Here is a 26968-nt window from a genome sequence, read left to right as displayed (position 1 = left end):
AGACGTCCGGATCGCATCGCGTTAGACTGGCGCAATATCAAAACCAACACCTGTCAGGGATTCGCGACAGGCCGCAAGGAGACTGGACGATGGCAACGAATGAGCGCGTCATCAGTGCCGGACAACAACGGGCACTGGAAACCAACAAGGTCATCCGCAATACCTACACGCTATTGTCGCTGACTTTGGCGTTCAGCGCGGTAATGGCCGGTGTGTCGATGGCGATCAATGCGCCGCCGATGAATTTCGTTCTGCTGCTTGCGGGCTATTTTGGCCTGCTCTTCCTGACCAGCTACCTGCGTAACAGTGTCTGGGGCCTGGCCTCGGTTTTCGCCCTGACCGGCTTCATGGGTTTCACCCTCGGCCCGATGCTGACCTTCTACCTGACTGCCTTCTCCAATGGCGGCCAGCTGGTCATGACCGCGTTCGGCGGCACGGCGGCCATCTTCCTGGGGCTGTCCGGCTACGCGCTGACCACCCGCAAGAATTTCAGCTTCATGGGTGGTTTCCTGTTCGCCGGCATTCTGGTGGCCTTCCTGGCCGGCCTGGGTGCCGTGGTCTTCAGCCTGCCCGGGCTGATGCTGGCCGTGAGTGCGATGTTCATCATGCTGATGGCCGGCTACATCCTTTACCAGACCAGCGAGATGGTGCATGGCGGCGGCGAGACCAACTACATCATGGCAACGGTCGGGCTGTACGTGGCGATCTACAACATCTTCACCAGCCTGCTGCACCTGCTGGGCGTGTTTGGTGGGGATAACTAGTACCCGGCGACGGGAAATCGCCTGGGTGCTTACAGGGCCCCGCCTCGGCGGGGCCCTGTCGTTTTTCTCCGGGCTGCTGTTCACCGCATCGGTCCTTGCCCTGCCGACAAGCTGGCATCACGCCGACACCGAGAATCTGTTGCAGGCGCTACAGGACGGCGGCCTCGTGATCTATGTCCGTCATGGCGAGGCGGAAACGGAAGAGGACGACACCACGCGCCTCACCGAGGGTGGCTGCGAGCAACTCGCGGCAACCGCAGCGGCCCTGGAGGAGGCGGATATCGGTGCCGAAACAGTGCTGAGCAGCCCCACCACACGGACCATGCAGTCCGCCCGGCTGCTGTTTCCGGAGGCCGAGATCCGCTCCGAGGACAAGCTCGACATGGAGCGTTTCACCGACGCCGAGACGCGCGGCACCCTGGTCGCCGCCCTGCGCGAGTTGCTGGCCAGGCCAACGGATGGCGGCAACCGCTGGCTGATCGGACACATCACGCCGCTGGTGATGGCACTGGACACCCCGTTCGGTGGCGATGATCTGCCGGTGGGTACGATGGCCGTATTCCTGCCGGAGGGCGACGGGCGATTCACCCATGTCGGCAATCTGCCCCCGCACTGGGGTCTGGCAGAGGCGGATACTAAGACCGGGGAATCGCCCGGCGATTTCAGTGTTTGCGAACAGGAACCACCATCAGCGTGAGGCCTTTTGCCGCGACCACGGTGACCCGTTCACCAGACTCAATCGGTGCGTCATCGGAGCTGCGGGCACGCCAGACCTCGCCAAACAAGGTGACCTGCCCCACCGGTGCGAGCCGCCTGCGCACCCTGGCCTGCATGCCCACCAGGGCCGAACCGCCACTTGGTGCCGGGCCGCGCAGGGCCGGCCGGTAGAGCGGATAGAGCAGGACGTCCTTCACGACCCAGATCAGCAGAAGCAAGCCGGCCGTTTCGCTACCGAGCCAGCCACGGTCCCAGGCAATCCAGAGTAAGGTACCGAGGAACACCAGCCCCGGCACCTGCAGCAGCGTGTAACGAATGCCCGGCGACATGGTCAACAAGGCCATTGCCGGTTTGATCCTGGAAGACGCATGGCGAGAGACTCCGATCTGCTACAGCGGCCCCGCGGCCGCCATCTGGAAGACCTGAAACACCTGCTCCGGTTCCTGGCACCCTATCGCAGGCAGGTGTTGAGCGCCGCCATTCTGCTGGTCATCGCCGCCGGCAGTGTGCTCGCCATCGGCCAGGGTCTGCGGCTGGTGATTGACCAGGGATTTCTTGCCGGCGACCCGGCAGCGCTGGATCGGATGCTGTTGCTGGTACTCGGCATCATCCTGATCATGGCCAGCGCCTCGGCGCTACGCTTCTACTACGTCTCCTGGATCGGTGAGCGGGTGGCCGCGGACCTGCGGCAGGCGGTCTACAGCCACGTGCTGCGCCTGGAACCGGCCTTTTTCGAAGACAACGGCGTGGGCGAGATCCAGTCCCGGATCACCACTGATACCACGCTGCTGCAGAGCATTCTCGGCTCCTCGTTCTCGATTGCGGTGCGCAACGGGCTGTTGCTGATCGGCGCGCTGATCATGCTGTTCGTGACCAGCCCCAGGCTGACTGCGCTGGTGCTGATCGGCCTGCCGCTGGTGATGGTGCCGATCCTGGTCTACGGCCGGCGGGTACGGCGCCTTTCCCGGGATTCGCAACAGAAGGTGGCCGACGTCGGCAGCTACGCAGGAGAGTCGCTGCACGCCATCCAGACGGTGCAGGCCTTCGGCCATGAAGAGACCGACCGGCAGCGCTTTGCCGAGCATGTGGAGGCCGCCTTCGGCACCGCCCGGCGACGTATCCTGCAGCGCGCACTGCTGACCGGGGCGGTGCTGCTGCTGGTGTTCACCGCGGTGGGCGTGATCCTCTGGCAAGGCGGACATGACGTGCTTGCCGGCCGCATGAGTGCCGGCGAACTCTCGGCCTTTGTCTTTTACGCCGTGCTTGCCGCCGGCGCCACCGGAGCGATCTCGGAAGTCATCGGCGATCTGTATCGAGCGGCCGGGGCCACCGAACGGCTGCTGGAACTGCTCAACACCGATCCGCGGATCAAGGCACCGGCAGCGGCACGCCAACTGCCGCCGGCAACGGCCGGGCGGGTAAGCCTGGAGGCCGTATCCTTTCACTATGCGTCCCGCCCGGGCCAACCGGCACTGCACGATGTCAGTCTGGAACTGCGGCCCGGCGAACGCCTGGCGCTGGTCGGTCCAAGCGGCGCCGGCAAAAGCACGCTGCTCGCCCTGCTGTTGCGTTTCCATGACCCGCAGTCCGGCCGAATCCTGCTTGACGGCATTGACCTGCGGGAACTGGATCCGGTCGCCCTGCGCGAGCGCATTGGCCTGGTGTCCCAGGAACCGGTGCTGTTTACCGGCAGCGCGCGCGAGAACATCCGCTATGGCCGCCCCTCGGCCACCGATGCCGAGGTGCTTGCCGCGGCAGAGGCCGCCTGGTGTACCGAGTTCCTGAGCCGCCTGCCGGACGGTTTCGACACGCAATTGGGCAGCGGCGGCATCCGCCTGTCGGGCGGCCAGCGCCAGCGCATTGCCATTGCCCGTGCCATCCTGCGGAATCCGAGCCTGCTGCTGCTGGACGAGGCCACATCCAGCCTGGACGCGGAGAGCGAACAGCAGGTCCAGCAGGCTTTGGAGAAGCTGATGCAGAACCGCACTAGTCTGGTCATCGCCCACCGGCTGGCCACTGTGGTCGCCGCGGATCGCATTGCGGTACTGGACCAGGGCCGCTTGCAGGCGGTGGGCAACCACACCGAACTGCTGCGCACCAGCCCGCTGTATGCCCGTCTGGCCCGATTACAGTTCGGCGCACCCTCCGGGCCCGGTGTGGTTCGGGATTTCGCCGGAAGTCAGGGACCATGACCTCCGGCGTCGAACCGTTCTGGTTCAAACCGGAGCTGCGCATCGACGGGAAGGGCCCGGTCGTCGCCCCCGATAACTCGGCTGGCCGCCTCCGGCTCTTGTTATTCCAGGCCGAGGACTGATGGCCCACCGCAAACCCCATCTTCCGGATAAGACCTGCGCGCTCTGCGGCCGTCCGTTCAGTTGGAGAAAGAAATGGGCGCGGGACTGGGATCACGTGAAATTCTGCTCGGAGCGTTGCCAACGGCACAGGAATGCAGCTCCGAGCAACGCATAAAGATGGGCCGGACCGGAATAACCTGCTGGCGGAATCCGCCAACCTGGAGTATTACTTACAGGAAACAGGGGAGGGTGGGCGATGCGAAAGAGCAGCGGGCCAACGGCCGGCCTCACGGCCGTCGGTGTACTGCTGGCGTCAGTGGCGCTGGCAACTCCAATCCAGGCAGACGACACCGGCTTTCAGCCGCTGATCATCGGAGGCGAGCCGGTGGACGACGGCGATGTGCCGTCCTGGCTGGCCAATTACCGGCTGGTACTGCCGGACGACTCGATCAGCCAGCCGGTCTGCGCAGCGACCCTGGTGGCCGAGGGCTGGGCAATGACGGCCGCCCATTGCATCTTCTTCCTGAAGTCAGAATTCGGTCAGCTATTCCCGATGCCACCGCGGGACATCTACGTCCAGTTCGATCAGGCGGATTTCGATGATGATCGCAGCTATCCCAATTCGGCTGGCGCCTTCGCGGAACGGGTGGTGCTCCATCCCGACTATTCGGACACAAGCACCCAGTTCGACAGCGACGTGGCCCTGCTGAAGCTGGCCGGCGATGCCGGTGACAACCGCGAGCCGGTCAACCTGCCGATGGAGGAACCGGCGGCCGGCGATCCGCTGTCGCTGCTTGGCTGGGGCCTCACGGAAAGATCCGGCAACGCCTCCGAGCGGGAATCCGTGCTGCAACGGCTGGATGACCATCCAGTGGTGGCCAGGGATGAATGTGCCGATTTCTACGCCAGCGGCGTGATCACCGAGAACATGATCTGTGCCGGTGTGCTAGACCCCGAGGAAGACGACCAGAGCCCTTGCTTCGGCGACAGTGGCGGTCCCCTGTTCGACGCCGGCAACGAATTCGCAGAGCAGTTTGGCATCGTCAGCTTCGGTAGCGGATGCGGCGAACGCTCGGACGGGAGTCGAATGCCCTCGGTGTATACGAACGTGGCGACCTTCGGCCAGTGGATCAACACGACCGTGGGATCCGAGCGGGCTGGCGCGCTGGACCTGCAGGTAGGAAGCTCATCCAACGTCACGGTCGAGGAATGCGAGGCGTTCGACGTTAAGCTGACCTTCGATCCGGACTCACGGCGTAACCGGATTTTCGATCCGCGCTACTTTTCCAATGTGGCGCTCGACGTCAATTCGCTGGACATCGACTTGACCAACGGCAGCATCGATTTGACCCTCACTCCCCGAAGCGAGAGCGAGCGATTCAATCTCACCTTTGTCGTCTTCGACGAGTTCCTGAATATTCAGGACGCCGTACTCGGATTAACGGTGGCAGGCTCCCGGTGCACCGGGGACGAAGGCTCGCCCGACATCGGGGCCGACCCGGGCATCATGGATGATCTGGTGCCTGGCGCACCCGCCGGACCAACGCCGCGGACGAGTAGCAGCAGCAGCAGCGGTGGCGGTGGCGGCGCGCTGTCCTGGCCCTGGGCCACGCTTCTGCTGCTGGGTCTGACCGACTGGCTGCGGCGACGGAGACCAAGGAAACACTGATCTATTCCAGCCGCAACTGCTGGCGGCCGCTGGCCCAGTCGGCAACGTTCTCCGGCGAATCGATGAAATGGCCGTCGGCAACCGTCTCCAGCGGCACGCCCGCAGCCTTGCACACGGCACTGAGTTCCTGATGGACCCGGAAGTCGCGGGGCAGCACGAGACGCACCGCCGACGGCTGTAACTGCTTCAGATCCTGCTTGAGCAGTTCAGCGAGCCGGCTATTTTCATGCGATTCCAGTGCATGGTAGGTGATATCGAAGCCCTGCTCCCCGCGCAGGCCGCAGGAATGCCGCATCGCAGAGAGAAACAGGGTGAGGCGCGCCTTGTGGGACCAGACATGGGTGGCCGCGTGGGCCTCGTGGGACACCTCCGCCATCCTGCTCGCGATCCGCAGCATCGTGCTGCCGGCATCGAGCTGATCGCCAAGTACCAGCAGCAGACGGCGTACGTTACCAGTCACTCAAATTAGTTCGGCGCCGGCTCGGTTGCGTCCTGTTCGATGACCTGGAAGGTCCAGCGCTCGCCGTCATCAAATTCCAGGATCAGCTGGTCGTCCTCGATCTTGTAATCCATATCCTGGTTGCGGAGATGGTCGGTGTACCGGGCATCCATCGTCCGCGCGACAATGTCATTGAACCGGCAGACCGAACGCGTCTGCGAGAAATCCTTGAACCGCACACGGCCATCGGCGAAGAAGTCGGCCTCGGCATTCCAGCGGTTGCAGGCAGCGATGCCTTCGGCGGTGCCCTCCTCGTTCACCCGAATCGAGAAGATCGGCACCATTTCGCGGTCTTCTTCATCACCGGCAACGGCGAACGCAACCATGTGCCAGTCATCATCCAATACTGCCGGGTCTGCCTCGCCCGCCTTGGCGATACCCGTTAGCAGGAGTGTCGCAATTGCCGCGGCTATCCACGTCCAGTAGCGATCCATCATCAAACGTCCTCCTCAATCAGTACCAGTTTGCCTGCCCCGGTGTCCGGCTTCGGACAGGTGACCCGTTGTTGCTCTCGTGTCTGTCAGAACCCGTCAATCCGCCGATGTTCCCCACGTCAGTGAAAATCCCCGTCACGGGCGCACCGCAAGCTTCGGATTGCCGACTGAGGGGTTTCCTCAAAGTACTACTGTCTCCGTCTAAAGACGTACGCCTTTAGTCGCGATAACCTTGCTGCATGGCGTTGGCGCGTCCGTTCGCGGACCAGATTTCGTCACTGCTTACCGCAATCAAGGATGCCGCGCACCATGTACACCGTCTCCCCGATCTCGCATTTTCTGGCGCTCGTTGCCGCTGCAACGGTGGCGCTGAGCCTGACCCATGCAACCGCCATCGCAGGCGACACGGTGACCCCGTTCATCATTGGCGGCGAGGATGTAACCGCCGACGAGGACGTACCCGACTGGCTGGCCAACCTGCGGCTTCGGAACGGCCAACGTCCATTCTGCGCTGCAACCCTGATAAGCGATGGCTGGGTGATGACCGCAGCCCATTGCCTGTTCGCAAGCAGCCAGCGAAACCAGGATGGCGCCGTGCCGCTGGCACCATCGGACCTGGAGTTGCGCTTCGGTGAGCGCGATTACAGCGAAACCGGCATCCGGGTCAGTGTCGAGCGCTACGTGATCCATGCCGGCTTTGCCAACGGCAGCGGCGGTTTCGACAACGATATCGCCGTGCTGAAGCTGGAAACCCGGAGTTCCGGCATACTGAACGGGGGCCCTGACGACTTGGGAGATCCGGTGGCGCTTGCGGACCCTAGTGCCGTAGATCAGGCGCTGAATGCGCCGGAGGACCACCCGATGAGCCTGCTGGGTTGGGGCTGGACGGAGGACCCGGCACCCACACCCCGCGAGACGGTACTTCAGCGCCTGGAGGCGCATCCACTGATTCCGCGCCGCGAGTGCCGCGCGGTCTGGGGCAACGGCACGATCACCGCCCGGATGCTTTGCGCCGGCACCACAGGGGCGGTCAGCACCGAGGAGGTCGGCGAAGCCTGTTTCGGAGACAGCGGTGGTCCGCTGTTCTTCAACGACGGCAACCGGGACGTCCAGACCGGCATCGTCAGCTTCGGCCGCAGCCCCTGCGGCGAGCCGCTGACCGTCAACGGCGAGCAACGGCGCCGACCAGCCGTCTACACGGACGTGTCGCGTCTGCGTGACTGGGTCGAGACGGCGACCGCAAACAGTTCGGTGGACAGCATGCAACTGCGCTTTGCCGACGAGGATGCGGCACGGCAGGAATTAACCTTTTGCGAAAGCGGCACGGTGCATCTCGATTTCCTCGCACATAGCAATCGTCATGTGTTCGCGCCCCATGTCGACGGGAACGGCTTGCAACTGGCCGCTGCGGCAGATATCGATCAGGACCACGGTCGTATTGCCCTGAAACTGACAGCCAGCGGCGATGAGCCGCGCCAATCGGCGATAAAGCTGTTCTTCTACGATAACCACGGCAACCTGGAGGTGCTGGACATGTCGGTTGATGTCTCCGGCGAAAGCTGCACGGTTTCCGGTGAATCCCGGTCCGCAAGCGGCTCCGGCAGCAGTGGCGGCGGTGGCGGCAACCTTTCGCCCGCCTGGATCCTGCTGCTGCTTGGCCTGAAGGCCACGTCGTGGCGCTGGCGACAGCACGATGCCTAGAGCCTGGCCCTCGACCGCGGCCACGGCCGGCGCCATCGTTGCGCCAGCCTTGGCCGTTACCGCGCTTCCCGGCGCCGTCACTGATGCACTCATATACCAGCGCGAAGCCATTCTGGACGGTGAGCTCTGGCGTACTCTTACCGCCCACTGGGTGCACCTGGACACGACCCATCTGCTGATCAACATGGCCGGTCTCGCCGCGGTCGTACTGGTTCTTGGGCGATTCCTGTCACCGGTTCGCCTGCTGCTGGCAACCGCCCTGGGCGGCATCGCCGTGTCCCTCGGTCTGTTTCTGCTAGCGCCGCAACTGGACTGGTATGTCGGCCTGTCCGGAGTGGTCTCGGGTATCTGGGCGGCGGCCGCGCTGCATGGCAGCCTGCGCCGCGACTGGCTCGGTTTCGCCGCAATCGCACTCCTTGCCGCGAAACTTGCCTGGGAACAGGTGCAAGGCGCCCCCGTATCGTTGACCGAGGAAATGAGCGACGCGGTCATCGTCGATGCCCATCTCTACGGCATGCTGGGGGGACTGCTTGCCGTGCCGCTGGCGCGGCTCTGGAGGACTGCGGATTGATACCGGACCGGGTGCCTGCCCGCTTTGAACACATGGAGATGCTTGCTTTTGAACCCCGACTGGCAAGCGAACCGACGGACAGCCCCGGAGCAACTGGATGCCTTTCTGCCACGGGTGGGCGACGCCTACCGCCGCAGCCGCAACCACGACTCCGGGCCGGATTCTTTCGCTTCCGCAAAGCCATCCCGCGCTTGATGGACGAGCTGATCAATACATGAGCTGAAACAGCTTCTGGCGATAGGGTCGCGCCAGTGGATGCTCCGGCCCCAGCAGATTGAACACCTCCAACAGGGTCTGCCGAGCCTGCCCATCATTCCAGTCCGATGCCGTCCGCACCAGTTGCAGCAGATGATCCATTGCCTCCTGGTAGGCCCCCTGCACCACCAGATGCAAGGCGAGCTGGTATCGGGCCTCGGCGTCGCCTGCGTCCCGTTGCAGTCGGGCTTGCAGTTCGGCGACATCGGGCAAGGCCTGAACCCGTTCGGCAAAGGCACGCTGCGCCTGCATCCCCTTTACCCGGTCATCGTGACGTGCGGCATCCGGAAGACGTTCGAGCACCGACTCGGCCTGCTCGACATCGCCGGAATGAAACAAGGCCCGCGCCAGGTCGATCGCGATGTCACTGTCGTCGGGTTTCGCCCGATGCTCATCCACCAGCAACGGCAGGGCCGCACCAAAGTCACCCTGCTCCAGGAAAGCCTGGATCTGCTCCTGCGGGCTGGCCTCCGGGGCCTTGACATGCTGTTCGAGGAATTGCCGAACCTGGGATTCCGGCAACACACCCTGGAACTGGTCCGCGGGTTGGCCGTCCTTGACCAGCAGCACCGTGGGCAGACTCCGAACACCGATCTGGGCCGCCAGTTCCTGCTGTTCCTCGCAGTTGACCTTGACCAACTGGAAGCCACCGCGGAATTCCTCGGTGAGCTTTTCCAGCACCGGCGTGAGCTGTTTGCACGGTTCGCACCAGTCAGCCCAGAAATCCACCAGCACCGGTTGGCGAAAGGAGGCCTCCATGACCACTTCGCCGAAGGTTTCCAGGGTAGCCTCACTGACATATGCGGACTGACTCATGACGCGACTGCTCCTTGTGGTTGCGCCTCGGTAGCGGAATCTATTGTGCCATTTCCCGGCCGGATCAAGACCGCCTTGCTCGGTGGCTGGGCCAGTCACCGGAGGCAACCGTCGGCGAATCGAGCGTAGGCCAGCGGTACAGATAAATGAATGCCGGCCCCCACGGCGTGGCCAGGCGCTCCCGATCATAGGTCTGGGGGTAATCCTCAAGGCGGTCCAGCCGGACAAGGATGGTCTGGTTGATCGCGTAGACCTCGCCAGTGATCGCGGTTCTGCCGCCACGCGCAACACCCGGATAGGGACCAAGATCAAGCATTCGAAATTCCGGCTCGGTGCGGTGCCGCCCAAGAAACTCTGCGGAGCGCAACTGACCGTGGTTGGCCTGCCCCTTGCGCAGCGTACCGTAAACGAAAACCCGCACGGCTCCGGCTCCGTCGATGCTGACCCCGGATAACAAAAAACCCGCCATGGGCGGGTTTTCTTGGGCGATCGCAATCACCTGAATATGGCGTCCCCTAGGGGATTCGAACCCCTGTCGCCGCCGTGAAAGGGCGGTGTCCTAGGCCTCTAGACGAAGGGGACGTTGAGCCTCCGAAAGGCAGGGCGGATAATACGGAGCCCCCCCAGGGGTGTCAAGCCAATCCGACCGATAATGGAGCCTTGCAGGCGAGACCGCCAGACAAAAAAAACCCGGCCGCCTGGGGGGGATGGGCCGGGATGGCGCACTCAAGGGGACAGGTATGCGCCAATACAGGGACGAACAACAGCACAGCGGAGAAACACAATTAACCAGAAGTTGTGTACAAGGTTAGTACAATCATGCTTCGCACGCAAGTGTTGTATCGATTTTTTGTACAACATTGGCACGGACCGCGGACCGCGCGGGGATCAGCCGTATCGGAACCAGCGCCAGAAACGACGCCAGGCGACCGCGGCGAGGCAAACGACGATGGTCCAGAACAACGCGGAGATCACCGCGGACCAGAACAGATAGGATTGGACGGAAAAGCCGAAATCATGGCGAATGACGACCAGCGGCCAGGTCCTGGCAAGCCAGTCCATGACCAGCATGCCGGGGGTCAGCAACAGCGTCTGCCACCAACTCAGACCAGCCAGATTCATAACGCCCCCGGCGTCACCCGTTTTCGGTACACAGCCCCCGGGGCCGCAGAAACTCCGCTCCGGAAACAGAAAACCCCCGGCAGCCGCCGGGGGTTTCGGAAATCTGGTGGAGCCAGGCGGGATCGAACCGCCGACCTCCTGCATGCCATGCAGGCGCTCTCCCAGCTGAGCTATGGCCCCGTGAAGGACGCCAAATAGTAGTGACGCCCCCTACCCTTGTCAACCAGGCTCAGGCCTTCTCGATCTCGGTGTTCGCATCGATCCAGCGCACCGCGCGGTCGATTCGCGCCAGCACCGTGTCCCGCCCCAGCAGCTCCAGCGTGACATCGATCGGCGGTGAGACCGGCACCCCGGCAAGAGCGACCCGCAAGGGTTGCGCGACCTTGCCCAACTTGAGTTCCAGCGCTTCGCTGACGCCAATCACCGCGGCATGCAGCACGTCGGCATTCCAGTCGGAGACGGCCTCCAGCGCTTCGCGCAAGGCCAGCAGGGTCGGTCGTGTCTCGGTCTTCAGGTTCTTGCGGGCCGCCTTCTCGTCGTAGCCCTCGGGTTCGCTGTAGAAAAAGCGGCTCGCTGCCGCCATGTCCGCCAGATTCCTGGCCCGCTCCCGCTGGGCGACAACCACGTCGTCCAACGCCGGCCCATGGGCCGCAGGATCGATACCGAGCTGGCCGATATGCCAGCTCAGGTGCCGCGCGACATGGGCCGGTTCGGCGGTCTTCATGTAGTGCTGGTTGAGCCAGTCAAGTTTCGAGATGTTGAGACTGGATGCCGAGGTATTGATGTCTTCGATGTCGAACAGCTGGACCAGTTCATCGAGCGAAAACACTTCCTGGTCGCCATGTGACCAGCCCAGCCGCACCAGGTAATTCAGCATCGCCTCCGGCAGATAGCCCTGATCCCGATAGCTCATGACACCGACAGCGCCATGCCGCTTGGACAGGCGCTTGCCGTCCTCGCCGAGGATCATCGGAACGTGGGCATAGATCGGGGGTTCGACACCCAGGGCCTGGAGGATATTGATCTGGCGCGGCGTGTTGTTCAGATGGTCGTCACCCCGCACGACATGGGTGATCTCCATGTCCATATCGTCGACCACGACGGTAAAGTTGTAGGTCGGTGAACCATCGGTGCGGGCGATGATCAGGTCATCAAGCTCGGCGTTGCTGAACACGACCCGGCCGCGTACCCGGTCGTTGACCACCACCTGCCCGTCCTGGGGGTTCCTGAATCGCACCACGAATGGCGCATCGGGGGATGGCGCCTCGGTGCGATCGCGACAGCAGCCGTCGTAGCGTGGCTTCTCCTTGCGCGCCTGCTGTTCCTCGCGCAGCTTGTCCAGCCGCTCGCGGCTGCAGAAGCAGCGGTAGGCCTTGCCCTCGGCCAGCAATTGGTCCAGGACCTCGCGGTAGCGATCGAAACGCCTGGTCTGGTAGAACGGTCCTTCGTCGTAGTCCAGACCCAGCCAGGCCATGCCCTCGAGAATGGCATTTACCGACTCCGGCGTTGACCGCTCCAGGTCGGTGTCCTCGATCCGCAACACGAAACTGCCGCCATGCCGGCGCGCATAGAGCCATGAAAACAGGGCAGTGCGCGCACCGCCGATATGCAGGTAGCCCGTGGGACTGGGGGCAAACCGGGTCTTCAGGGTCATGGCTATGGGCCTCCGCGGCAATCAGAAAACGGGCCGCGTATGGTAGCAGAGCGCATGACCTTCGTTGACAGCATCATCCGCGCTACCTAAACTTCGCTTCCTCCGGGCGCGTAGCTCAGCGGGAGAGCACTGCCTTCACACGGCAGGGGTCGCTGGTTCAATCCCAGCCGCGCCCACCAGGCATCGGGGACCTACCTGCCGGGTAGGTCCCCTTTTTGTATCCCGGAACCGATCATCCGCCGCAGCAGGTGGCGGTACCAGCGCCAGCCGACCCAGGCGCTGGCCACCAGGTACGGAATTCCACCCACCACCCACATGATCAATCCGGCCAGTTGCTGATCGGCCAAGCTACGGGCCTCGCCATACAGCGGGCTGTCGGCGAAGGTCAGCACGGCGCCGAGAAAGCCGGTATGCATCAGCGTGAAAAGCAGTGCCAGCAGTGCCCAGGGCGCGCGCTTTGCCGCGCCGGCCAGCACGGCCCACCAGAACAGCAGGGCCGTGAGCAGGAAGCAGGCGTGCTCGACGCCGTGCCACCAGGGATCCTCGACGGCTAGCATGTAGAACTGCGGCGTGTGCCAGAACCAGATGGCCGCCGCGTGCAGGTAGGCACAGAGCATTGGCCGCGCGCCCAGTCGCAGCAGCAGAATCCAGCCGCGCCGGAGCACGCGCCCGCTGCCAAGCAGCAATTGCGGCATCGGCCGACTGAGAACCCAGATCGGCGCAACCACCACCATCAGCGCCATGTGCTGTGTCATGTGCGCCGCGGTGCTGGTCTTGGCCCAGTCATCCAGCGGACCGAAAAGGCTGAGTACACAAAGCAGCAGGGCAAAGTGGAACGTCCCGGCGGGGCCCGCCCCGGCCGGACGTGCCCGAAGACCACGCAGGTAGAACAGCCAGACCACGGCCAGCATGACCGCAGCGAGAATAGCGGCAAGCTGGTCCTGGCCACTGCTGGTCAGCGGATTGTGCGCTGCGGCCGGTCCGGCCCAGGCCGCAGCGAGCAACAAGGCCGAAGACGTTCCGCTCAGACGCACGGTGGGTAGGCGACAACCGGTATCGCGATTGCGGCCGTTGCCAGCGCAGACACGCCGTGGATCGCCGCACCAAGCCTGGCGAAGAAGGCGCCTTGCCGATCTACCGATGGTACTGCTGCAGCCTGCCAGCAACGCCAGGCTGCCAGCACCAGCAGCAGCGTTGTCGCCAGACTGATCGCTCCCAGTCCCCCATTCAGCCAGTTGAGGTCGCCCTGCTCCGCGGCCGGTGGCGCCACCGCGCAACCAACCGAGAGGCCGGCATACAGCACCACGAACCAGATGGCCCAGACCAGCAGGCCGGCAACGAGCTGGAACGGATGCGTCGCCTGCAACATCAGCCTCCGGCCCCCCATGCAGCGGGCAGGAACAGGAAGAGAGCCACACTCAGCCAGTACACGGCCAGCGTATACAGCCATAAGGGCCGCAACACCACGGGTTCATAGGGCAGGCGCACACCGACGTAGCCAAGACGCACCCGCAGCGCCTGCAACAGGCTCAGCACCGTGGCCAGACCGGCATGGAACAGCAGGTACAGGAACATCACCAGCAACATCGCGTCATGCGCGTGTTCGGTGGGCGTCAGCCCGGCACCGAGCAGGGCCCAGAGGACGACGGCCAGATGCAAGCAACCCAGCGTCGTGACCAGCAACAGGCCACCGGCCAGGAAGGTCGCCCTGCCCTTGCACAGGGCGCGGACGAGGCGACCGTAGGCTACCACCGCACCGGTCAGCACGAGGCCGGCGGCGACCATCGCCACGCGATCCACCGACAGCGTCTCGGGCGTCGTCCACTGCGGCGCGGCAGTCCACAGGTAAAACCAGCCGAACAGCAAGGACAGGTAGAGCGTGCCATTGGCCATCAGTGTGACCCACATGCCCCAGAGGCCTGGCCCGTCACAGGTGCGTGAATGCAATGGCGGATTGTCCGGCTCATTCGCGGTCAGCGGCGCGGCCCGCGGGTGCGCGCCGTTCTCCCAACCCCAGCGCAGCAGAAACACAGCGGCGCCGACAACGCCAAGCAAAGCCATCGGATAAATCCGAACCAGCAGACTGACGCAAACCACCGCCAGCATCAGTGCGCCGAGCAGCGGCAACCAGGAATTGCCCGGCAGATGGATGACTTCCCGCAGACGGCCACTGACGGCCTCGGTGCCGTAGGTCTCGCGACGACCGTGACGGATGTCGGTCAGGCCGTGTTCACCAGCCGGGATGGACTGCAGCAGTTCCGGCTGTCGCCAGAGTGGATGCCGCGTATCCAGCGCCGGCAGACTGGCGAAGTTGTAGGGCGCCGGCGGCGTGTTGGTCGCCCATTCCAGCGTGTCCGCATTCCAGGGATTACGCCCCGCCGGCCGGCCGAAACGGAAATGCAACGCAATATCAAGCAGCACCAGGGCGATGCCGGCGGCCATCACGAAACCACCCACCGAGGACAACAGGTTCAGCCAGTCCCAGCCCAGCCCGGCCTCATAGGTGTAGACACGTCGCGGCATGCCCAGCAGACCGGTCAAATGCATCAGCAGGAAGGTCGCGTTGAAGCCGATGAAGGTGAGCCAGAAACCCAACGCCCCCAGCACCGGCGTCGACATGCGCCCGGAGAAATGCGGCAGCCAGTAATAGAAACCGGCGATCAACGGGAACAGCATGCCGCCCACGACCACGTAATGCAGATGGGCGACCACGAAGTGCGTGTCATGCACTTGCCAGTTGAACGGCACCAGGGCCAGCATCACGCCGGTCAGCCCGCCGCAGACGAAGATCACCAGAAAGCCGAAAATCCACAGCATCGGCAGACTGCGGATGACGCGGCCGGTCCACAGCGTCGCCAGCCAGGCGAACAACTGGATTGCGGTTGGCACCGCCACCAGCATGCTGGCCACCGAGAAGAACGCCTGGGCCAGTTTCGGGATGCCAATGGTGAACATGTGGTGGACCCACAGCCCGAAACTGATGAAGCCGGTGACGATGATTGCCAGCACCAGCCATCGGTAACCGACGATGGGGCGCTGCGCGAACACTGGTATCAGTGTCGACACCACCGCCGCAGCCGGCAGAAAGATGATGTAGACCTCGGGGTGGCCGAACAGCCAGAACAGGTGCTGCCAGAGGATTGGATCGCCACCCGCGGCGACCTCGAAGAACGGCATGCCGGCGGCGCGCTCGAGTTCGAGCAGCACGCTGGCCAGGATCAGCGGCGGAAAGCCGAACACGATCATCAGCGCCATCGCCAGGATGTACCAGCAGAAGATGGGCATGTGGCGTAGTGTCATCCCGGGGGCGCGGCTGCGCAGGATCGACACCGTCAACTCGATGCCGGCCGCCATTGCCGAAATTTCGACGAAGGTGATACCCAGCAGCCAGAAGTCGGAGCCCATGCCCGGTGCGTGCTCGGCACTGCTGAGCGGCGTGTACATGAACCAGCCGGAATCCGGCGCCTGGCCGACAAACAGGCTGGAGAGGATGATCAGTCCGCCGAACAGGTAGCAGTAGTAGCCCAGCGAACTGATTCGCGGGAACACCAGATCCCTCGCCCCGATCATCTTCGGGATCATGTACAGCGCGAGGCCTTCCAGCACCGGGATGGCGAACAGGAACATCATCACCGTGCCGTGCATGGTGAAGACCTGGTTGTAGACATCGGCGCTGAGGATGTCCTGCGCAGGCAGGGCCAGCTGCGTCCGGGCCAGCATGGCGAGTACACCGCCGACCAGGAAGAAGAACACCCCGGTAAGCATGAAGCGCAGGCCGATGGAGGTGTGGTTCACCGCGGCCAGCGTGCGCCAGCCCGGCCAGTTGGCCCAGACCGCGTCCAACCGCCTGTGCTGGGCACCGCCGTCGTGTCCTTGCGAGTCAGTCATCGCGGGCGGCATCGCTCAACCACTGTTCAAAGTCTTCCCGTTCGTGTGCTTCCACGGTAAAGCCCATGTCGGCGTGCAGCAGGCCACAGAACTCCGCGCAGAGCCCGCGGTAGACGCCCGCCTGGTCGGCCTGCAGCTTGAGCACGTTTTCATGGCCGGGGATGGCATCGAGCTTGCCGGCCAGGCGGGGCACCCAGAAGGAACGGATCACATCATTGCTGCGCAGATGGATATGCACCGGTTCGCCAGCCGGGATGTGGAGTTCGTCCTCCAGCGACACGCCGGCATCCGGATACTCCACCTGCCAGTACCACTGATACCCGGTGACCTCGATCCGCAACACGTCCTCGTCGGCCGAGAGCGGCAGCATGCCGTGGCCAACCGGAATACCGAATGCCAACAGCACGGCGATACTGACGCCCGGCAGAACCAGGCCACCACCGATAATCCAGCGATTCTGCAGCCGTTGCGCCTGTGCATCGCTGACATCACCGGGATCACGTCGCACCGCGAGCAGCCAGAGCCCGATCACCGCGAACCAGACCAGTCCGAAGGCGAGCAGCATACCCCACCAGAGCCAGCTCACAGCCAGCGCCGAGGGGCCCGCCGGATCCAGGGTGGAATACTCCCCCGCGCAACCGGTCAGCAGGCAAACGTGCGCCAACCCGGCCAGAACGGCTACCCTTGGCCGGGTCAGCCAGGCAACCGCGGACCATAATCGCCGATGAGCGAACATGCCCCTGCCAGACGCCCTGCCCCGATTCGGAGCCGCGCCGCCATCAACGGTCATCCGCTGCACCCCATGCTGATCCATTTTCCGGTGGCCGCGCTGCTGATGCTGGTGGCCACCGATCTTGCCTACTGGTGGACTGCCGACCCCTTCTGGGCCCGGGCCGGACTGTGGCTGGCGGGCGTTGGCGCCCTTGGCGGCTGGATTTCCGGCGCCGCCGGGCTGATCGATCTTGTGACCGTGCGTCAGGTTCGGCGCCTGATCACCGCCTGGTGCCATTCCATCATCGCGGTGATGCTGCTGTCGCTGGCCAGCCTGAACTGGTTGCTGCGCCTCGGCCAGCCCGTGGAGGCCGTGCTGCCCTGGGGTCTGTTGCTCAGCCTGCTTACCGCCGGGCTGATGTCGCTGGCCGGCTACCTGGGCGGGCAACTGGTTTACGAGCATGCGGTCGGCGTCGACACGGAAGAGGCGGCCGACAAGCATGCGCGGGCCCGTGGTTCGCTGTAGCAATCGCGGCAACATCAAACCGCCCAGGCCCCGGTATCAAGCACCGGCTTGGCAAGCACCAGCCAGATGATGACCAGCATCAACAGGCTGGCAAAAGCGGTGAACAGCCACGGTCCCAGCGCACCGTGACTGCCCTGTCCGGATTCCCGCCGCAGGATCATCAGCCCGAGAGCGGCATGCCCGAGCACCAGCAACGAGACGACAGCCAGCTTCAGGATCAGCCAGAGTTCAACGTTGCGATCCCAGAGGAACACCGCCGTTCCGCTGATGATCGCAAGCAGTGCGGCCGGCGTCGCGACATGGGTGTAGACGAACCGGTGAAGGGACGCCTGCCGTGCCGGCGGCGTGGCGACGAATTCCAGCCGGTTCGTCGCCGCTGCGGCCAGAAGGACCGGCAGGTAGAGAAGCGCTGCAGCCCAGAAAAGCAGGAAAATGATGTGCAGCGCCAGCAGCCAGGCCATGCATACTCCCGAACGGCGTCCGTGTTCGGGGAACAGCCGGACAAGACCACGCCCCAGCGTATCGGTCCGCAGCGGCGTTGCAAAGCGACGAAGCCCGCCCCCCGCACGCAGGCCGGCGGGACCGGATCGCGGCGTTGCTACCGCCGCGCTTCGATCAGCCGGCCCCCGGCACTGTACAAGCGCAGCCTGCCGCCGTCGTCGATACCGAACCGCGTTACCTGCTCCAGTTCCCGCAGTATGCGCGACTCGAGCCGCATCAGCTCCGGCTCGCAGGCCATCATCGTGGTTGCCAGCGAGCCGATCCGGAGGGATTCGCCGGTGATCTCGAACGGACCATGAAAGCTGTTGCAGGCGGCGCGACCGGAGACACGTCCCTCGTCGTCAAAGCGGATATCCGCGCGTGCATCGCCGTCCACGGTTCGGCCGTCGACGGCGGTAATGCGCCATCGGCCGCGCAGCAGGTCCAGCGGGTCACCGCCGCAGCCGGCGTAATCCCGATCCGCAAACAGGACCTTGACCCGATAGGGATACGGCATGCCGGTCATGTTGTCCTTGCAGATGGTCCGCTCGAAATGGGCGCGCAGGCGGGCATCACCCGATGCTGCATGCACCGTCTCTCCCTGCCGGATGACGGTGTCGCTTTCCAGCATCTGCTCCTGATCAAAGGTACGGAAGGCGAGGGCATCCTGTTCCAGAATCAGGTTCCAGAAGGGCTCGTTGCCACTGGCCTTCAGGGTCTCCGGCAGCGGATGCAGGCGGCGACATTCGGGTAACTGCTCACCCGCCTTCTGCACCAGCGCACGATCACCACGCGACCAGTACGTCGCGGCAGGCGGCTCGCCCATTGCCTGATAGCGAGAGCCGAAAGCCGCCGGCTCCGGCAAGAGCCGCGTCTCCTCATCCGACAGGATCCGTACATGATCGTCGAAGATGGCAACGCTGACCTCGCGATCACCGCAAAGATAGCTGCGGGTCTCGCTGGCCTGCTTGTCAAACTCGGGCTGAGACGCGCAGGCGGCCAGCAGGGACACTGCCAGGGCAACAATTATGAGACGATGGTGCATCTCGCTTCTCCCGCCAATTCATCCCGATTTTCGGCCCCAGCGTGACAGGGACGCAATGCCCGCACAGAGCTATCAACTGCTGATCTGGCTCGAACAACCCGATCAACTGCGCATCGGTGCTCTTGGAGAATACGTGTTTTGCCGCGGCTTGTACCTCTACACCGGCAGCGCCAGACGGGGCATGCAGGCGCGCCTGCTGCGCCATCTGCGCCAGGACAAGCGACAGCGTTGGCATATCGATTACCTGCTGTCGAGCACGGATGCCCGGATCATCGACCTGCGCCTCTCGACTTTGCCGGAATGTACACTCCATCAAAGCCTTGGCGGATCCCTGCCGATACACGGCTTTGGTGCATCGGATTGCCGCAAGGGCTGCGGCAGCCACCTGCGATTTCTTGGCGGGACGCCGTTCTGCCCATGGGCTACGTTCAAGATCGGGCGTGGTGCGGGAGTTGAACCGGGATGTTGACCGCCGACGACGTCCATGCTGCGGCGATGCGCCTCGCAGATACCCTGCCGACAACGCCGCTGATTCCGGCCCGACAGTTGTCCGAGCGGTTGCAGCGGCCTGTCTGGCTGAAGCTGGAGTCGTTACAGACGACCGGCTCATTCAAGCCACGTGGCGCATTGAACTGGTTGCTGAGCGCCAGCGATGCCGAACTGCGGCCGGGTCTCGGCGCCGTTTCCGCCGGCAATCACGCCCTGGGACTGGCCTGGGCAGCACGTCGGCGGCAGGTGCCGGTGACCATCGTCATGCCGGAAAACGCGAGTCCGACAAAGGTGCGCAACAGCCGGGCACTGGGCGCCGAAGTCATCCTGCATGGCGACATCAATGCCGCATGGGAGCGGATGCACCGACTGGTGAAACAGCAGGGCCTGACTCTGGTGCATCCCTATGATGATGAACGCATCATTGCCGGACAGGGAACGGTCGGGCTCGAGATCCTGGCGCAGGCACCGCAAGCCGATACCGTGATCTGCCCCATCGGCGGTGGCGGCCTGATCAGCGGGATCGGACTGGCGCTGAAGGCTTCGCGGCCCGGCGCTGCACTGATCGGCGTCGAACCGCAGGGAGCGGCCAGCATGGCCCATGCCTGGAGCCTCGGTGGGCCACGACGCCTGCCATCCGTCCGCAGTTGGGCAAAAAGCCTGGCGGCGGCGGAGGTTGGCCAACACAGTTACAGCTACTGCCGTGCGACCACGGACCAGCTGCTGCAGATTGGCGACGCAGCCCTGCAAAACGCCGTTGCCGGCCTGCTGATGGACGACCACATTGTGGCCGAACCGGGCGGCGTTGCCGGAGTGGCGTTGCTTCGGCAGATGGACCCCGGAGAAATTCCGGGATCCGGCGATATCGTGGTGGTTGTGACGGGTGGCAACGCGGACCCGGAGGAACTTGCGACTTCGCTGGCCCATGGTGCGGAGGCCTGAGCCAATCGGAGACCAGTCCGATCAGTTCTTGACTTCCACCGGTGAGATCAACAGCAGCAGGCCGAAATCCGTCTGGTACTCTTCCTTGAATCGGGCGCAGATGGCCTCGCACAGCTCGCGGGGGCCCACAACCTGGATCTGGACGTTGCTATCCTGCTGCCACTTGCCCCGACGCTTGCCATGCTTCCCCCAACCCCGGGCATCGGTGACGGTGTAACCAGTGGCACCGAGTTCGCGAATCTCGTCGATCAGGCGATCCTCGAGGATGGATTCACTGACTACCGTCAGCAGGTAGTTGTCGGCTTCCACTGCTTAACCTCCCATCGAATAGAGCGTTTCCGCCATCCAGAAATACAGCGGCACACCCACGAATATATTGAACGGGAACGTCACGCCCAAGGCTGCACCGATGGATAGTGCGGGATTGGCCTCCGGTACTGCAATACGCATGGCCGCGGGCGCCGCGATATAAGACGCACTGGCATAAAGCGTGGCCAACAGCAGGGTGCCACCGAGGCTCATGCCGAGCCCCCAGCCGAGCAGGGTACCGAGAATCGCCGAAAAGATCGGCATGATCACCGCGAAGCCCAAAAGGAATTTTCCGTAATACCGAAAATCCGCGATCTTGCTGGCCGCCACCAGGCCCATCTCCAGCAGGAAAAACGCCAGCAAGCCCTTGAACAGATCAAAGAACAACGGCTCCATCGGGCCAATGTGTTCCGGCCCCGCAGCGTAGCCGATGATCAGGCCGCCGATCAGCAGAAAGATACTCTTGCCGAAGAAGACCTCGCGAAGGGTCATGCCCCAGCGCGTCTTGCCCGGCAGGCCCGCGCGCGCCAGCAGGATCCCCACCACCAGTGCCGGGATTTCCAGCAGCACCAGAAACACGACCATATGGCCCTCGTAGTCGATCCCGGCCTGCGCGAGGAAGGCAACTGCAACGGAGAAGGTGACCACACTGACCGACCCATAGTGCGCCGCCAGCGAGGCCGAGTCGGCCCGTTTCATGCCGCCGAAAAACAGCAACACCGGATAGCAGATAAGGGGAATCAGGCAGCCCACCACCAAAATGGCGAGACCGGGCAGGATAAGCGGCACCAGGCTGCTTTCCGCCAGTTTCACGCCGCCGGTGATACCGATGGCCAGAAGCAGGTACACGGACAAGGCTTCGTAGACCGCAGTCGGAATCTTCAAATCCGACTTGGCGAGACCGGCAATAACCCCGAGCAGGAAAAACAGAACGACCGGTTCAAATGCCATGATTCCTCAACCTCCGGTACAGGCCCGCGGGATGTGGAGCACCCGGCGCCATGGCGCAGCGCACATCACCGCAGAGTTATATATTACTGAAGACTTATATTTATCCAACAATACATCAGCAAAGCCTTATTTGTCTGCCCGATCTCGCGCACCTTGCACCCATCTTCCCAGTGGTCGCTGGCTGCGGGCCGCCGCCAGGATCGCCGGCCCTTCCGACCGGAAACCCGGGGCGCCGGGCGGCTCACTGACGCTCAGCCGTCATCCGCCGGCATCATCGACGAATGGTGATGGACGATCGTCCAGTCACCATCCCGATGTTCGTAGACGAAGGTGTAACGGGCCGGGACCTCCCGCACCTCGGTCCCCTCGCGTACCCGAAAGGTGTAGGTGCCCGCATCGGTCAGCTTGTTGCAGCCGAACTTGACATTGCGCTGGTTGATCCTGCCCACCGGCTGTTTCTGCAGGAAATGCAGGAAGTAATCGCGGATCTCCGCCGGCGAGGTACGCGGCACATTCGACACGGTCGGCAACAGCACCGCATCGTCGGCGTAATTGGCGACGACCCGATCGGCATCGCCGGTCTGCAGGGCCGCGTTCCAGCGCTCGAACAATTCCTCGGCCAGCCGCAGCGTGGCCGGAGCGCAGACCACGCAGGTCTCGTTGGCGGGGGTATCCACCGGAGCGGGTCCGGCCCCCATGCCCGTGCCGGTCACCGGATGGCGTTGATCCCGATGCGCCGCGCTCAGGCTCATGCGCCCACGCATCGCCTCATTTGCATCGATGAACTGCGTGCCGGTAATCGCTGAATGGCCGCTTGCCTGTCGTTCGCTCATGGCTGTTTCCTCTGCATGGCCGCACAAGGCGGCCCCGGTTTCTGTTCGGTCGACGGTCTCAGTCCGTCTGCGCCTTGAAGGCGGCCAGCATGCCGTCGATCTGGGCTCGCAGCCGCGCCTCGTCCTGAATCGCGAAATCAAGAAAGGCGCGCGCCACCACGGACAGCACCTTTTTCTTGGGATGCACGATGTGCCACTGGCGGTGGATCGGGAAATGCTGCACATCGAGCAGCGCCACCGGTCCTTCCGCACCCTCTGCACTCAGGGTGTGCAGCGACAGCACCGCCACGCCGAGCCCGCCGATCACCGCCTGCTTGATGGCCTCGTTGCTGCCAAGCTCCATTCGCACCCTGGGGCTGATGCCGTGGGCCTCGAACAGGCGCAGCGTTGCCTCGCGGATACCGGATCCCGGCTCCCGCATCAGGAAGGTTTCCTTCTCCAGTTCCTGCAGCGGGATCTGCCGCCGGCGGACCAGCGGATGATCACGGCTCGCCATCACCACCAGCGGGTTGGGCGCGAACGGGTAGATCGCGACGTCGCGCAGCCGCTCCGGGACATGGCCGATGATGTAAAGGTCGTCCAGGTTGTTGGCCAGCCGATCCAGGACCCGGTCAAAGTTGCTGACTTCCAGCGCCAGTTCGATTTCCGGATAGCGCCGCGCGAACTGACCCAACAGGCTGGGCGCGAAATACTGCGCCGTGGTGATAACCGCCAGTTGCAGCCGGCCACGCTGCAGCCCATGTAGTTCCGCCAGTTTCATTTCCAGATTGGTCAGCGCACCCAGCATTTCACGACAGGTGTCATACAGCAGCAGGCCGACTTCCGTTGGCTCGGCACGGCGACCGACATGCTCGAACAATGGCAACCCGAGAGCCGTCGACAGTTTCTTGATCTGGATCGAGACCGTCGGCTGGGTCAGATGCAGCTCTTCCGCCGCGCGGGTGAAACTGCCCAGACGGACAATGGCCTCGAAGACCTGAAGTTGGCGCAGCGTTGCGTGCCGAATCAGGTGCTCGGGCAGCTCCGACTTCAGCATCACCTGCGGCAGTGCCGGCTCGCGTGGCTGGGTGGTCACGTGGGCTCCTTGGCGGTTCGACGGGCATTACAAGCCGCGACGGACCGGGTCAACGCGTCAGTCCCGCGTACAGCATCGGCAGTTTCTCGGGCAGTCGTTCGACGTTATCCAGCACCATGTAATGCTGGGCACCGAAAATCCGCTCGACGTATTCATCGGCATAGGGATCCAGGCTCATGCAGAAGGTGAACACGCCCTTTTTGGCGGCCTCCTCGACCGCACGTTTGGCATCCTGCCGCAGGTACTGGGGATCCCGCACATCGGTGTCCGACGGTTCGCCGTCGGTCAGCACCAGCAACAGCTTTTTCTGCGTCCCCTGCCGGTGCAGCATCTCTCCGGCATGGCGAATCGCGGCGCCCATGCGGGTCGACAACTGCCCGGTCATGCCGGCCAGGCGGGCCTTGGCGTAGTCGTCGTAAGGGGCATCGAAATCTTTGAACCGGAAGTACTCCACGTCGTGGCGTCCGTCCGAGGAAAAACCGTGGATCGCAAACGGATCACCGATGCGGTTGATCGCGTCGGCCAGCAGCGCCGCTGCCTCACGGGCCAGGCCGACCACGGTGTTCTCGGTGCCGCGCACGTACTCGTTGGTGGATTCGGACAGGTCGAGCAGCACCAGCACGGACAGGTCGCGGACCTTGCGGATGGAACGCATGTAGACACGCTCATCGGGCTGTCGCCGCATGCGCAGGTCCACCTGCGACTCGACCAGCGCATTGAGGTCGAATTCGTCACCATCGGGCTGCCGGCGCTGGCGCTGCACGCCCTGGGGCTGCATTGCCTCGATCAGGAACTTCAACCGCGAGATGATCGGCCGGTGCTTGCTGGCAAGTTCCTCGATCTCCTCCAGCTCACCCAGCGGCGGCCGCCGCTCGAGCAAGGTAACCCAGTGCGGCCGCTCCAGCTGCATCTGGTAATCCCACTCGTGGTAGTGGTATGGCAAGGACAAGGGCTCGCGCCCTTCCTGCTGGTTGATGCTGACGTCCTCGGAGTCGCGGAAGAACTCGGTGGACAGGACCCAGACCTGCTGCGCATCGTCGCCGGCCCCGGGGACATCGAGCTCGTTGATCATCTCCATGATGGTGACGTCACGGCGCTCCTGCTGCCCCTTGGAGCCGGCCACCAGCTCCGCATCCTCGTCCTCGCGACCGAAGGCCCACATGTAGCGGTTGTCGTCCCGGTAGCGCACATCGGGCATGACGTTGCGTGGATTGATGTGGCTCTGCCAAGGAAAATGGGAGGCCAGCTCGGCGGCGAGCTGGCGGCTGAATCCCGGCTCCTCCAGACGGTCCAGACGTTCATTGAACAGCGTCCGCGCCGCATGCACGAAATACTCGTCATCCTCGTAGTCCGGGTCCAGCAGTGCACGGGCGGTGCGCGCGATCAACGCGGCCGCCTCATTGCCATCCTCGGGTCCGGCATGGTGCAGGGGCTTCCAGATCTGGCGCAGACCGGGAAACGCACGGATCGCCAGTGTCTCGACCCGGGCATCCTCGATCAGCTCGGTAAGCACCCCGAACAGCGCCAGCGGCTTTTCGTCCTCCTGCATCTCCCGGGTGTAGACCATATGCGCCGCCGCATGCGCGGCCGCCGCGCGATACAGATCCAGGCCGGTCAGCCCCGCCTCATCGTCATAGGCATCCGGCAAAAAAATCGTGAAGCCTTCGATGAACGGGCGATAGCCCTCCTTGGACTCGAAGTCGCCACTGGTCGGCCGCATGAAGAAGTCGCGCGCCCAGAGTGCCCGCAGGTACATGTTGATCCGCCGCTGGACGTTGACGAACAGTGTGCCGCGACGTTCCTTCTGGAACACCGATCGTGCTTCGGGAGACCCGAGCGAGAAATAGGCCTGCTGCGCCTCCAGATCGGTGCGGTGTGCCTCCGCGCCCCAAGTCGCCCAGCGCCGCAGCCCGCCCAGGGTCAGGTGTGCAAGCAGTTCGTCCAGGTGTTCGAGCATCGGCCGCACACCGCGAGGGGCCTGGCCGAGCAGATTGTCCAGCAGGCGAAGAAAACCCTGGAACAGCGACAGGTCGCCGAGCTTGCGGGCTGCCGTGGGGCTGACGGAGATCAGCAGGGTGATGACCGCGGCGCTGGTCTTGGAATACATGCGGATGGCGGAACTCACCAGCTCGCCAACCGCATCCTCGCCCAGTTCATGCGCCAGATCCGGAGCCTCCTGGATGAAGGCGATGACCAGCTCGTTGCCGCGGCCCAGCGAATGCAGGCTGCGCGCACCTTCCAGGTAGTAGCGCTTCAGCCCCTGGACGCTGAATGCACGGCTCGCTTCCTGCCAGGACGACTTGAGCACTTCGGAGGCGTGTTGCCCCAGATCCTCGAGCAGATCGCTGTAATCATCCAGGGTGATACTCATGAGCGTGGCCAGGCAACGTCGTGACGCCGCACCCTGTTAGAAGAACGTGGTGACTGCGGAATCGAGCGCATCGCGCATGTCCGGATCGTCGGTAATCGGCCGCACCAGGGCCATGCGGCAGGCGCCGAGCGGCTGCACGCCCTTGGCAATCAATGACGCCGCATAAACCAGCATGCGGGTCGAAATGCCCTCGTCCAGGCCGTGCCCCTTCAGGTTCCGGGCCCGCTCCGCAACGCTGACCAGATTGCCGGCGAGTTCCTCACTGACGCCACCCTCATGGGCCACGATCCGGGCCTCGGTGTCGTGATCCGGGTAATCGAAATCCAGGGCGCCGAAACGCTGCTTGGTGGACTGCTTCAGATCCTTCATCAGGCTCTGATAGCCAGGGTTGTAGGAAATCACAACCTGGAAGTCCGGATGCGCCTCCACCAGCTCGCCCTTCTTCTCCAGCGGCAGCACGCGCCGGTTATCCGTCAGCGGGTGAATCACAACCGTCGTGTCCTGGCGGGCCTCGACGACTTCATCGAGGTAGCAGATTGCACCGTGCCGAGCGGCCAGTGTCAGCGGGCCGTCCTGCCAGCGGGTCCCTTCGGCATCAAGCAAAAACCGACCGACCAGGTCCGAGGCGGTCATGTCCTCGTTACAGGCCACCGTGATCAGCGGCTTGCCCAGGCGCCAGGCCATGTACTCGACGAAACGGGTCTTGCCGCTGCCGGTCGGCCCCTTGAGCATCATCGGCAGACGCACCGAATAGGCCGCCTCGTAGAGCTCGACCTCGTCGCCAACCGGCTGATAATACGGTTCTTTGGTGATCAGGTGATCACGCAGTTCGTCCTGCATTCTCGACTCCTC

General features: G+C 63.9%; 30 protein-coding genes and 3 tRNA genes. 12 read left to right on the top strand and 21 right to left on the bottom strand.

The annotated features are described in order from the left end of the window. Positions 1-89: 89 nt before the first annotated feature. Together M0534_RS04930 and M0534_RS04925 are read left to right on the top strand one after the other, a co-directional pair. Positions 90-764 carry a Bax inhibitor-1/YccA family protein gene (locus M0534_RS04930; protein WP_248567299.1) on the top strand — a complete coding sequence of 225 codons (675 nt, stop codon included), beginning with the start codon at positions 90-92 and terminating at the stop codon, positions 762-764. Beyond that, positions 751-1461, top strand: a complete 711-nt coding sequence (locus M0534_RS04925; RefSeq protein ID WP_248567298.1) for a histidine phosphatase family protein — start codon at positions 751-753, stop codon at positions 1459-1461. Before M0534_RS04930 ends, M0534_RS04925 begins: the two co-directional genes overlap by 14 nt. Here the strand turns inward: M0534_RS04925 and M0534_RS04920 are convergent. After that, positions 1427-1825: an NfeD family protein gene (locus M0534_RS04920; RefSeq protein WP_248567297.1), complete on the bottom strand. Its 399-nt coding sequence runs from the start codon at positions 1823-1825 to the stop codon at positions 1427-1429. The two genes, M0534_RS04925 and M0534_RS04920, sit on opposite strands and share 35 nt — an antisense overlap. Positions 1826-1849: 24 nt before the next feature. Between M0534_RS04920 and M0534_RS04915 the strand changes: the two genes are divergently transcribed. The 4 genes from M0534_RS04915 (at position 1850) to M0534_RS04905 (ending at position 5444) form a co-directional block, all read left to right on the top strand. After that, positions 1850-3673, top strand: coding sequence for an ABC transporter transmembrane domain-containing protein (locus M0534_RS04915; protein ID WP_248567296.1), 1824 nt, complete (start codon positions 1850-1852; stop codon positions 3671-3673). Next, a complete protein-coding gene (locus tag M0534_RS13720; protein WP_282571292.1) occupies positions 3670-3795 on the top strand; it encodes a hypothetical protein in 126 nt (41 codons plus the stop codon). The genes M0534_RS04915 and M0534_RS13720 overlap by 4 nt, the downstream gene beginning before the upstream one ends. Beyond that, positions 3795-3950 carry a DUF2256 domain-containing protein gene (locus tag M0534_RS04910; protein WP_248567295.1) on the top strand — a complete coding sequence of 52 codons (156 nt, stop codon included), beginning with the start codon at positions 3795-3797 and terminating at the stop codon, positions 3948-3950. The genes M0534_RS13720 and M0534_RS04910 overlap by 1 nt, the downstream gene beginning before the upstream one ends. Before the next feature lie 81 nt (positions 3951-4031). Beyond that, the gene (locus M0534_RS04905; protein WP_248567294.1) at positions 4032-5444 is read left to right on the top strand and encodes a serine protease; all 1413 of its coding nucleotides are present in this window, start codon (positions 4032-4034) and stop codon (positions 5442-5444) included. 1 nt (position 5445) lies between these two features. Here M0534_RS04905 and M0534_RS04900 read toward each other — a convergent pair whose 3' ends face one another. Both M0534_RS04900 and M0534_RS04895 read right to left on the bottom strand, forming a co-directional pair. Then, positions 5446-5904 carry a cryptochrome/photolyase family protein gene (locus M0534_RS04900; RefSeq protein ID WP_248567293.1) on the bottom strand — a complete coding sequence of 153 codons (459 nt, stop codon included), beginning with the start codon at positions 5902-5904 and terminating at the stop codon, positions 5446-5448. Between the two features lie 5 nt (positions 5905-5909). Continuing rightward, a complete protein-coding gene (locus tag M0534_RS04895) occupies positions 5910-6380 on the bottom strand; it encodes an META domain-containing protein (RefSeq protein ID WP_248567292.1) in 471 nt (156 codons plus the stop codon). A gap of 306 nt (positions 6381-6686) precedes the next feature. Between M0534_RS04895 and M0534_RS04890 the strand changes: the two genes are divergently transcribed. After that, on the top strand, positions 6687-8078 hold the full coding sequence (locus tag M0534_RS04890) for a serine protease (protein ID WP_248567291.1): 1392 nt from the start codon (positions 6687-6689) through the stop codon (positions 8076-8078). Further along, positions 8071-8649, top strand: coding sequence for a rhombosortase (gene rrtA, locus M0534_RS04885; RefSeq protein ID WP_248567290.1), 579 nt, complete (start codon positions 8071-8073; stop codon positions 8647-8649). The genes M0534_RS04890 and rrtA overlap by 8 nt, the downstream gene beginning before the upstream one ends. A gap of 207 nt (positions 8650-8856) precedes the next feature. Here rrtA and trxA read toward each other — a convergent pair whose 3' ends face one another. The 6 genes from trxA to gltX form a co-directional block, all read right to left on the bottom strand. Beyond that, complete coding sequence (gene trxA / locus M0534_RS04880) at positions 8857-9720, bottom strand: thioredoxin (RefSeq protein ID WP_248567289.1); 864 nt, start codon at positions 9718-9720, stop codon at positions 8857-8859. A 64-nt stretch (positions 9721-9784) separates the two neighbouring features. Continuing rightward, positions 9785-10189 carry a gamma-glutamylcyclotransferase family protein gene (locus M0534_RS04875; RefSeq protein ID WP_248567288.1) on the bottom strand — a complete coding sequence of 135 codons (405 nt, stop codon included), beginning with the start codon at positions 10187-10189 and terminating at the stop codon, positions 9785-9787. Positions 10190-10226: 37 nt separating this feature from the next. Then, positions 10227-10302 (bottom strand) — tRNA-Glu (locus M0534_RS04870). Positions 10303-10608: 306 nt separating this feature from the next. Beyond that, complete coding sequence (locus M0534_RS04865; protein ID WP_248567287.1) at positions 10609-10842, bottom strand: hypothetical protein; 234 nt, start codon at positions 10840-10842, stop codon at positions 10609-10611. 104 nt (positions 10843-10946) lie between these two features. Then, positions 10947-11022: transfer RNA gene (locus tag M0534_RS04860), tRNA-Ala, on the bottom strand. Positions 11023-11071: 49 nt separating this feature from the next. After that, positions 11072-12496, bottom strand: coding sequence for a glutamate--tRNA ligase (gltX, locus tag M0534_RS04855; RefSeq protein WP_248567286.1), 1425 nt, complete (start codon positions 12494-12496; stop codon positions 11072-11074). A gap of 104 nt (positions 12497-12600) precedes the next feature. Between gltX and M0534_RS04850 the strand changes: the two genes are divergently transcribed. Next, positions 12601-12675 (top strand) — tRNA-Val (locus M0534_RS04850). A gap of 12 nt (positions 12676-12687) precedes the next feature. Here M0534_RS04850 and M0534_RS04845 read toward each other — a convergent pair. Genes M0534_RS04845 through coxB form a run of 4 tightly spaced genes read right to left on the bottom strand, consistent with a single transcriptional unit; the run spans position 12688 to position 16970 of the window. After that, positions 12688-13503 (bottom strand): cytochrome c oxidase assembly protein, encoded by an 816-nt coding sequence (locus M0534_RS04845; RefSeq protein ID WP_248567285.1) that lies wholly within the window; start codon positions 13501-13503, stop codon positions 12688-12690. Between the two features lie 17 nt (positions 13504-13520). Continuing rightward, a complete protein-coding gene (locus M0534_RS04840; RefSeq protein WP_248567284.1) occupies positions 13521-13865 on the bottom strand; it encodes a hypothetical protein in 345 nt (114 codons plus the stop codon). After that, positions 13865-16384, bottom strand: coding sequence for a cytochrome c oxidase subunit I (gene ctaD, locus M0534_RS04835; RefSeq protein ID WP_248567283.1), 2520 nt, complete (start codon positions 16382-16384; stop codon positions 13865-13867). Before ctaD ends, M0534_RS04840 begins: the two co-directional genes overlap by 1 nt. After that, positions 16377-16970, bottom strand: coding sequence for a cytochrome c oxidase subunit II (coxB, locus tag M0534_RS04830; protein WP_248567282.1), 594 nt, complete (start codon positions 16968-16970; stop codon positions 16377-16379). The genes ctaD and coxB overlap by 8 nt, the downstream gene beginning before the upstream one ends. A gap of 138 nt (positions 16971-17108) precedes the next feature. Here coxB and M0534_RS04825 point away from each other — a divergent pair, with 138 nt between their 5' ends. After that, a complete protein-coding gene (locus tag M0534_RS04825; protein WP_248567281.1) occupies positions 17109-17621 on the top strand; it encodes a DUF2231 domain-containing protein in 513 nt (170 codons plus the stop codon). Between the two features lie 14 nt (positions 17622-17635). Here M0534_RS04825 and M0534_RS04820 read toward each other — a convergent pair whose 3' ends face one another. Together M0534_RS04820 and M0534_RS04815 are read right to left on the bottom strand one after the other, a co-directional pair. Continuing rightward, complete coding sequence (locus M0534_RS04820; protein ID WP_248567280.1) at positions 17636-18082, bottom strand: CopD family protein; 447 nt, start codon at positions 18080-18082, stop codon at positions 17636-17638. Positions 18083-18219: 137 nt separating this feature from the next. Next, positions 18220-19146: an META domain-containing protein gene (locus tag M0534_RS04815; protein ID WP_248567279.1), complete on the bottom strand. Its 927-nt coding sequence runs from the start codon at positions 19144-19146 to the stop codon at positions 18220-18222. A 55-nt stretch (positions 19147-19201) separates the two neighbouring features. Between M0534_RS04815 and M0534_RS04810 the strand changes: the two genes are divergently transcribed. Then, positions 19202-19615, top strand: a complete 414-nt coding sequence (locus tag M0534_RS04810) for a GIY-YIG nuclease family protein (protein WP_248567278.1) — start codon at positions 19202-19204, stop codon at positions 19613-19615. Next, the gene (locus M0534_RS04805; RefSeq protein WP_248567277.1) at positions 19609-20577 is read left to right on the top strand and encodes a threonine ammonia-lyase; all 969 of its coding nucleotides are present in this window, start codon (positions 19609-19611) and stop codon (positions 20575-20577) included. The genes M0534_RS04810 and M0534_RS04805 overlap by 7 nt, the downstream gene beginning before the upstream one ends. A 21-nt stretch (positions 20578-20598) precedes the next feature. Here M0534_RS04805 and M0534_RS04800 read toward each other — a convergent pair whose 3' ends face one another. The 6 genes from M0534_RS04800 to M0534_RS04775 all read right to left on the bottom strand — a co-directional run bounded on the left by M0534_RS04800 (position 20599) and on the right by M0534_RS04775 (position 26956). Next, the gene (locus M0534_RS04800; RefSeq protein ID WP_248567276.1) at positions 20599-20886 is read right to left on the bottom strand and encodes a P-II family nitrogen regulator; all 288 of its coding nucleotides are present in this window, start codon (positions 20884-20886) and stop codon (positions 20599-20601) included. A gap of 3 nt (positions 20887-20889) precedes the next feature. After that, a complete protein-coding gene (locus M0534_RS04795) occupies positions 20890-21837 on the bottom strand; it encodes a sodium-dependent bicarbonate transport family permease (RefSeq protein WP_248567275.1) in 948 nt (315 codons plus the stop codon). Between the two features lie 251 nt (positions 21838-22088). Beyond that, positions 22089-22670 (bottom strand): SgcJ/EcaC family oxidoreductase, encoded by a 582-nt coding sequence (locus M0534_RS04790; protein ID WP_248567274.1) that lies wholly within the window; start codon positions 22668-22670, stop codon positions 22089-22091. Between the two features lie 58 nt (positions 22671-22728). Then, a complete protein-coding gene (locus M0534_RS04785; protein WP_248567504.1) occupies positions 22729-23706 on the bottom strand; it encodes a LysR family transcriptional regulator in 978 nt (325 codons plus the stop codon). Positions 23707-23794: 88 nt separating this feature from the next. Beyond that, positions 23795-26116, bottom strand: a complete 2322-nt coding sequence (locus M0534_RS04780) for a nitric oxide reductase activation protein NorD (RefSeq protein WP_248567273.1) — start codon at positions 26114-26116, stop codon at positions 23795-23797. 36 nt (positions 26117-26152) lie between these two features. After that, complete coding sequence (locus M0534_RS04775; protein ID WP_248567272.1) at positions 26153-26956, bottom strand: CbbQ/NirQ/NorQ/GpvN family protein; 804 nt, start codon at positions 26954-26956, stop codon at positions 26153-26155. Positions 26957-26968: the final 12 nt, after the last annotated feature.

The organism is Methylonatrum kenyense (assembly GCF_023195885.1).
In the GTDB taxonomy this organism is placed as follows: Bacteria; Pseudomonadota; Gammaproteobacteria; order Nitrococcales; family Aquisalimonadaceae; genus Methylonatrum; species Methylonatrum kenyense.
This window is presented reverse-complemented; position numbering and strand designations above follow the sequence as displayed.

Bases quoted from the DNA above. Each gene is read 5' to 3' on its own strand.
- M0534_RS04930 (WP_248567299.1), top strand. From the start codon at position 90: ATGGCAACGAATGAGCGCGTCATCAGTGCCGGACAACAACGGGCACTG.
- M0534_RS04920 (WP_248567297.1), bottom strand. From the start codon at position 1,825: ATGGCCTTGTTGACCATGTCGCCGGGCATTCGTTACACGCTGCTGCAG.
- M0534_RS04915 (WP_248567296.1), top strand. From the start codon at position 1,850: ATGGCGAGAGACTCCGATCTGCTACAGCGGCCCCGCGGCCGCCATCTG.
- M0534_RS13720 (WP_282571292.1), top strand. From the start codon at position 3,670: ATGACCTCCGGCGTCGAACCGTTCTGGTTCAAACCGGAGCTGCGCATC.
- M0534_RS04910 (WP_248567295.1), top strand. From the start codon at position 3,795: ATGGCCCACCGCAAACCCCATCTTCCGGATAAGACCTGCGCGCTCTGC.
- M0534_RS04905 (WP_248567294.1), top strand. From the start codon at position 4,032: ATGCGAAAGAGCAGCGGGCCAACGGCCGGCCTCACGGCCGTCGGTGTA.
- M0534_RS04895 (WP_248567292.1), bottom strand. From the start codon at position 6,380: ATGATGGATCGCTACTGGACGTGGATAGCCGCGGCAATTGCGACACTC.
- M0534_RS04890 (WP_248567291.1), top strand. From the start codon at position 6,687: ATGTACACCGTCTCCCCGATCTCGCATTTTCTGGCGCTCGTTGCCGCT.
- rrtA (WP_248567290.1), top strand. From the start codon at position 8,071: ATGCCTAGAGCCTGGCCCTCGACCGCGGCCACGGCCGGCGCCATCGTT.
- trxA (WP_248567289.1), bottom strand. From the start codon at position 9,720: ATGAGTCAGTCCGCATATGTCAGTGAGGCTACCCTGGAAACCTTCGGC.
- M0534_RS04875 (WP_248567288.1), bottom strand. From the start codon at position 10,189: ATGGCGGGTTTTTTGTTATCCGGGGTCAGCATCGACGGAGCCGGAGCC.
- M0534_RS04865 (WP_248567287.1), bottom strand. From the start codon at position 10,842: ATGAATCTGGCTGGTCTGAGTTGGTGGCAGACGCTGTTGCTGACCCCC.
- gltX (WP_248567286.1), bottom strand. From the start codon at position 12,496: ATGACCCTGAAGACCCGGTTTGCCCCCAGTCCCACGGGCTACCTGCAT.
- M0534_RS04840 (WP_248567284.1), bottom strand. From the start codon at position 13,865: ATGTTGCAGGCGACGCATCCGTTCCAGCTCGTTGCCGGCCTGCTGGTC.
- ctaD (WP_248567283.1), bottom strand. From the start codon at position 16,384: ATGACTGACTCGCAAGGACACGACGGCGGTGCCCAGCACAGGCGGTTG.
- M0534_RS04825 (WP_248567281.1), top strand. From the start codon at position 17,109: ATGAGCGAACATGCCCCTGCCAGACGCCCTGCCCCGATTCGGAGCCGC.
- M0534_RS04820 (WP_248567280.1), bottom strand. From the start codon at position 18,082: ATGGCCTGGCTGCTGGCGCTGCACATCATTTTCCTGCTTTTCTGGGCT.
- M0534_RS04815 (WP_248567279.1), bottom strand. From the start codon at position 19,146: ATGCACCATCGTCTCATAATTGTTGCCCTGGCAGTGTCCCTGCTGGCC.
- M0534_RS04810 (WP_248567278.1), top strand. From the start codon at position 19,202: ATGCCCGCACAGAGCTATCAACTGCTGATCTGGCTCGAACAACCCGAT.
- M0534_RS04805 (WP_248567277.1), top strand. From the start codon at position 19,609: ATGTTGACCGCCGACGACGTCCATGCTGCGGCGATGCGCCTCGCAGAT.
- M0534_RS04795 (WP_248567275.1), bottom strand. From the start codon at position 21,837: ATGGCATTTGAACCGGTCGTTCTGTTTTTCCTGCTCGGGGTTATTGCC.
- M0534_RS04790 (WP_248567274.1), bottom strand. From the start codon at position 22,670: ATGAGCGAACGACAGGCAAGCGGCCATTCAGCGATTACCGGCACGCAG.
- M0534_RS04785 (WP_248567504.1), bottom strand. From the start codon at position 23,706: ATGCTGAAGTCGGAGCTGCCCGAGCACCTGATTCGGCACGCAACGCTG.
- M0534_RS04780 (WP_248567273.1), bottom strand. From the start codon at position 26,116: ATGAGTATCACCCTGGATGATTACAGCGATCTGCTCGAGGATCTGGGG.
- M0534_RS04775 (WP_248567272.1), bottom strand. From the start codon at position 26,956: ATGCAGGACGAACTGCGTGATCACCTGATCACCAAAGAACCGTATTAT.